A 533-nucleotide genomic window follows, 5' to 3' on the forward strand; every position below is an offset into this window, starting at 1 on the left:
AAAGCATTCTTAATGCCAATCGAAGACGTATTCTCAATTTCTGGTCGTGGTACTGTAGTAACAGGCCGTGTAGAAGCTGGTATCGTTAAAGTTGGTGAAGAAGTAGAGATCGTTGGTATTAAAGATACAGTTAAAACAACTGTAACTGGCGTAGAAATGTTCCGTAAACTTCTTGACGAAGGTCGTGCGGGCGAGAACTGTGGTGTTCTTTTACGTGGTACTAAGCGTGAAGACGTACAACGTGGTCAAGTACTTGCTAAACCAGGTACAATCAAGCCGCACACTAAATTCGATGCAGAAGTATACGTACTTTCTAAAGAAGAAGGTGGTCGTCATACTCCATTCCTTAACGGTTACCGTCCACAGTTCTACTTCCGTACAACTGACGTAACTGGCGCAATCCAATTACAAGACGGCGTTGAAATGGTTATGCCAGGTGACAACGTTGAAATGTCAGTAGAATTAATCCACCCAATCGCAATGGACCCAGGTCTACGTTTTGCGATCCGTGAAGGTGGTCGTACTGTAGGTGC

General features: G+C 44.3%; 1 protein-coding gene. It reads left to right on the top strand.

Annotated elements, in window-relative coordinates; all coding sequences use genetic code 11:
* Nucleotides 1–533: EF-Tu C-terminal domain-related protein (locus tag AC1PJP_RS00695; RefSeq protein ID WP_479766363.1), on the top strand; the 533-nt coding region annotated here is incomplete at both ends.

The organism is Acinetobacter sp. V116_7 (assembly GCF_056735735.1).